Annotated in this window: 3 protein-coding genes; 1 reads left to right on the forward strand and 2 read right to left on the reverse strand. The window is 68.6% G+C overall.

Going from position 1 to position 4,654, the window contains the following annotated elements:
- Nucleotides 1-636 precede the first annotated feature (636 nt).
- On the forward strand, nt 637-1,191 hold the full coding sequence (locus DD1DGNOD_RS18010) for a Uma2 family endonuclease (protein ID WP_131767636.1): 555 nt from the start codon (nt 637-639) through the stop codon (nt 1,189-1,191).
- Nucleotides 1,192-1,254: 63 nt separating this feature from the next.
- Here the strand turns inward: DD1DGNOD_RS18010 and DD1DGNOD_RS18015 are convergent, their stop codons facing one another.
- Nucleotides 1,255-2,865, reverse strand: coding sequence for an aldehyde dehydrogenase family protein (locus tag DD1DGNOD_RS18015; RefSeq protein WP_131767637.1), 1,611 nt, complete (start codon nt 2,863-2,865; stop codon nt 1,255-1,257).
- 87 nt (nt 2,866-2,952) lie between these two features.
- Nucleotides 2,953-4,410, reverse strand: coding sequence for an L-lysine 6-transaminase (gene lat, locus DD1DGNOD_RS18020; protein ID WP_131770676.1), 1,458 nt, complete (start codon nt 4,408-4,410; stop codon nt 2,953-2,955).
- Nucleotides 4,411-4,654 lie beyond the last annotated feature (244 nt).

Below are 4,654 nucleotides of genomic sequence, written 5' to 3' on the forward strand. Positions count from 1 at the left end.
CGGGCCGTGGCACCGAACGAGTCGGTGCCACGGCCCGCGCCGCGTCATACGACTTACGTGAACGTACGCAATCCTGCGTGATGACGGATCGTCCGCCCTGCGACAGACCACTTAGGACAGAGCTGCGCGGTCCGCCGGACGTGGGCCTCCCGGACACCCTCAGGCACCAGGAGCTGCCGGACCTTCAGGCGCTCAGACGCTGCCGGGCAAGCTGACCGGCACCGACCCCCGTAGCGATCCGAGCCGAAGACGGGTGGGGTTCGCGACCAAACGCGGGATTCTCCACGGCTCGGACGCGGCGTCCAGGCCGTCATCGACGTCCCCCTCCGGCACCCGCTGACTCGGCCACAGCGACTCCGACTGAACCAATTCATCATGCTCGGCCATTGGTGATACTCCCCTCCCAGACCGTGACCAACGCGTAGAACCGGCCGACGGTGATGACACAACGGACATGTCGGCATCCCACCGACACCCGGTTACAAAAGATATTGAACCGGTATCCGGGAAGATACAGGGGTGCGGAGTGACAATAATCATGCACGAGGGTGATACGCGAGCGATACAACAGCTTCACGCATCGTGAGCCTGCTGTAGGTAGAGTTGAATCACCGGAACGGATGGGAGGACGCACCGATGAGCGAACCGCTGATCGCGATTCCTCCGGGTGGCTGGACCACCGACGACCTCGATGAGCTGCCGGTCAGCAACTATCGCTATGAACTGACCGATGGAGCACTCAGCGTGTCGCCGTCCCCCTCCAACCTGCACCAGGCGCTGAGCGCCCGGCTCTTCGCCGCGCTCGAGGATGTCACGCCGGAACCGTTCGCGGTGGCGATGGCCGTGGATATCCGGTTCGGCCGGCAGCTCACCCGCATCCCCGATCTCATGCTGATCCGCAGCGACGAGCCCGCGCGGCACTGGTTCGCCCCCGCCGAGGTCATCGTCGCGATCGAGATCGAGTCCCCGGGCAACCATGTCGAGGACCGCACCACCAAGCCGGCGCTCTACGCTCAGTTCGGGATCCCGCACTACTGGCGCATAGAGCCGGCACCGCCGCGGGTGACGATCTACCAGCACGGTCACGGTGACGCCTACGTGGTGGCCGGCAGCGGGGAACGACTCACCGTCACCGAGCCGTTCCCGGTCGACCTCAACCTCGCCGCGCTGCTCCCCCGCTGGGCACGCTGACCGCACGAGCCGGCACCTCGTCGCCTGCACCGCCGGCCGAGCAGGAAGCGGGTGGAAAGCGGGCTAACCGGGTGGGAGGCGGAAGGTGAGGTCGGCGGTGGGGATCGCCGTGTCCATCTGGGCCTTCTGCAGGTGGCCGGAATAGTCCCAGTTGACCGCCTGCCAGCGGGTGACCTGGTCGAGCACCCAGCGTCCGGACTGGCGGGAGCCGTTGCCGGAGCGGCCGTTGCCCCCGAAGGGCAGATGCGCCTCGGCTCCGGACGTCGAGTTGTTCACGCTGACCATGCCGGCACCGATCCCCCGGCGGAACCGGAAGACCGTCCGCGGATCGTTCGTGTAGATCGACGCGGACAGACCGTACCCGGGAGCGTTCGCAAGTGCCACCGCCTCGTCCAGCTCCCGGTAGGTCGTCACTCCGATGATCGGGCCGAACGTCTCCTCCCTGAACACCTCGTCGCCGGGCCGGACGCCGTCGAGGATCACCGGGTGGTAGTACAGTCCGTTTCCGGGATCCCCCACGAAGCCGCGACGCGGACGGGCCGCGTCCACCCGCCCGAGCGCCGAGGATCCCGCGACCCGATGGTGATCACGGATCAGTCCAAGGGTGTGTTCGAAGCCAGCGGCGAAACGCAGGTCGAGCAGGGGCCCGTACAGGACGGCGGCGAAGGGGTCACCGATCCGGGCATCCTCGACCGCGGCCACCAGCCGGCGGAGGAACTCGTCGTGCACCGAGGTGTGCACGATCGCCGTCCCCAGTGAGGTGCACCGCTGCCCGGCGCTGGCGAACCCGGAGAACACCGCGCCGGCGACAGCCGCGTCGAGGTCCGCGTCGGGCGCGACGACCATCGGGTTCTTCCCGCCCAGCTCCAGGCAGGGGGTCTGCAGATGCCGCCCGCACAGCTCGCCGATCATCTTCCCGACCTCGGTCGAACCCGTGAACCCGACCTTGTCGACGAGCCGGGCGTCCAGGGCCCGTTCCAGGCCCGTGAACGTCTCCACGCCCTCGGCCGGGACGAGCCCCACCACGCCGTTGGGTACCCCGGCGCGCAGGATCAGCTCGGTGAACGCCTGCGCGCACGCGGCCGAGTAGACCGCCGGCTTCCACACGACGGTGTTGCCGCACAGCAACGCCGGGACGATGTACCAGGACGGCACCGCCACCGGAAAGTTCCCGGCAGTGATCGCCACCATGACGCCCACCGGTTCCCGGAAGGTGAACAACTGCTTGTCGGGCATCTCCGACGGCACGGTCTCGCCGTAGAGGCGCCGGCCCTCTCCGAGGAAGAAGCGGCAGGTGTCGACGACCTCCTGCACCTCACCGCGGGCCTCGGCCAGTGGCTTGCCGACCTCGCGCGTCACCAGCCGCGCCAGCGCCTCGGCGTTGGCCTCGACGAGACGTCCCAGGTTCGCGATCACGGTTCCGCGGACCGGCGCGGGCACGTCCGCCCAGTCGGGCTGGGCCGCCCGTGCGACGGCGCAGGCGTCCAGCAGGTCGGCGGGGCCGGCGAGCAGGACCTCGGCGACCACTTCGTCGAGGTGCGCGGGGTTCGTCGAGCGGGTCAGGGCACGGGCCGCTTCCCGCCTGCGGTCGGCGGACCCGGCGCTGTCACCGATCAGTGCTTCCACCCGGCGCGGCGGGACGGCCGGGCGAGGCGGTGCCTGAGGAATCTTCATGTCGACGACCTCATCATCCAGTCGATCATTTTCTCGATCATTCAGGCGATCATCCGGTCGGGCTCGAACCACCTGGCCAGGATCGGATCACCTGGTCGGGACGCCGGCCAGGACCCGGTCGAGGGCGTCCACACCGAGTTCCAGCTCGGCCGCGGACACGGTCAGCGCGGACCGGAACCGCAGTGCGCGGACGCCCGCGGGCAGCACCAGAACACTTTCCTCGGTGCGCATCCGGCGCACCACGTCATCCCGGCACTGCGCCGAGGGGAGGTCGATCGCGCACAGCAACCCGCGTCCGCGGGGGTTGGAGACCAGTGACGGATACCTGCCGGCGAGTTCGACCAAGCCGGCGAGCAGGTCACGGCCCAGGTCGCCCGCGCGGGCGAACAATCCGTCCGCCTCCATGACCTCGAGCATGCGCCGGGAACGGACCATGTCGACCAGGCCGCCACCCCAGGTCGAGTTGATCCGCCCGGGGACCCGGAAGACGTTGTCGGCCACCTCGTCCACCCGCCGGCCGGCCATCACCCCACCGAGCTGCACCTTCTTGCCGAAGGCGACAACGTCCGGACGCAGGCCCAGCTGCTGGTAGGCCCAGGCCGAACCGGTCAGTCCCACCCCGGTCTGCACCTCGTCGAGGACGAACAATGCGTCGTGGGCGTGGCAGAGGTGTTCCATCGCCGCAAGGAACTGCGCCCGCAGGTGATTGTCGCCGCCTTCGCTCTGGATCGGCTCGGCCAGGAAGCAGGCGATGTCGTGGGGATGGCGGGCGAACGCGGCCTCGGCCTGGGCCAGCGCGGCCGCCTCGGCCTCGGCGAGGTCGGCCAGGCCGCGCGCATCCAGCGGAAAGGTGACCGACGGCGTGTCGATGCGGGGCCAGTCGAAGGTGGGGAACCGGTCGGTCTTGACCGGATCGGTGTTGGTCACCGACAGGGTGTACCCGCTGCGGCCGTGAAAGGCATGCCGCAGGTGCAGCACTCGGGTCCCGAGCGACCCGGACCTACCGGCCTGGGCGTTGTGGCGGCTTTTCCAGTCGAAGGCGCACTTCAGCGCGTTCTCGACGGCGAGCGCCCCGCCTTCGACGAAGAAGAGGTGGGGTAGTTCCGGGTCACCGAGAACACGCGCGAACACCTCGACGAATCCGGCGTAGGCAGCGGTGGCGATGTCGGGGTTGGCCGGTTTGTTCACCGCCGCGGCGGTGAGCTCGGCGAGGAAGCCGGCGTCACCGGTCAGCTCCGGCGGGTTGATCCCCAGTGGCGCGGACGCGAAGAAGCTGTAGAGATCCAGGTAGCGCCGGCCGTCACGGGCGTCCACGAGCCAACTGCCACGGCTGCGCTCGACGTCGAGGACAAGACCGAACCCGTCGGTGATGACGTGGCGGCCGAGCACCTCGAGAACGTCGTGCGGCGCGATTGTCGTGCTGGTGATCGTGCGAGTCGCCGCGTAGGTGTGCGCATGAGGGGTCGTGGTGGCGGCGGCGGCCCGGTCCTGGACGGGCGCAACCGTCGGCGTCGGTGCGGCAGCCGCGGCGGACGTGATCGGCATCCTGTTTCCCCTTTCCGTGCAGGACTCGCAGAGGATGGAGAAAACTTTCTGTTGATACCCGTAGATCGTCAATATACTCGATCGAATACCTGAGATCTAGATAAATTTTCTCGCCCTACGTCGAGGGTGTCGAATGACCGACGCGGACCGCACCGTGCCGCCAGCAGCCGATGAGCATCAGGGAGAATCAGGTGCGCCAGCCGCCGATCCGGCAGATGGACGGCGTCCGAAGGGGGAAGCGTGC

The organism is Candidatus Protofrankia californiensis (assembly GCF_900634765.1).
Classification (GTDB): Bacteria; Actinomycetota; Actinomycetes; order Frankiales; family Frankiaceae; genus Protofrankia; species Protofrankia californiensis.

Excerpts from the sequence above, each read along its gene's own strand:
- DD1DGNOD_RS18010 (WP_131767636.1), top strand. The coding sequence starts at position 637 with ATGAGCGAACCGCTGATCGCGATTCCTCCGGGTGGCTGGACCACCGAC.
- lat (WP_131770676.1), bottom strand. The coding sequence starts at position 4,410 with ATGCCGATCACGTCCGCCGCGGCTGCCGCACCGACGCCGACGGTTGCG.
- DD1DGNOD_RS18015 (WP_131767637.1), bottom strand. The coding sequence starts at position 2,865 with ATGAAGATTCCTCAGGCACCGCCTCGCCCGGCCGTCCCGCCGCGCCGG.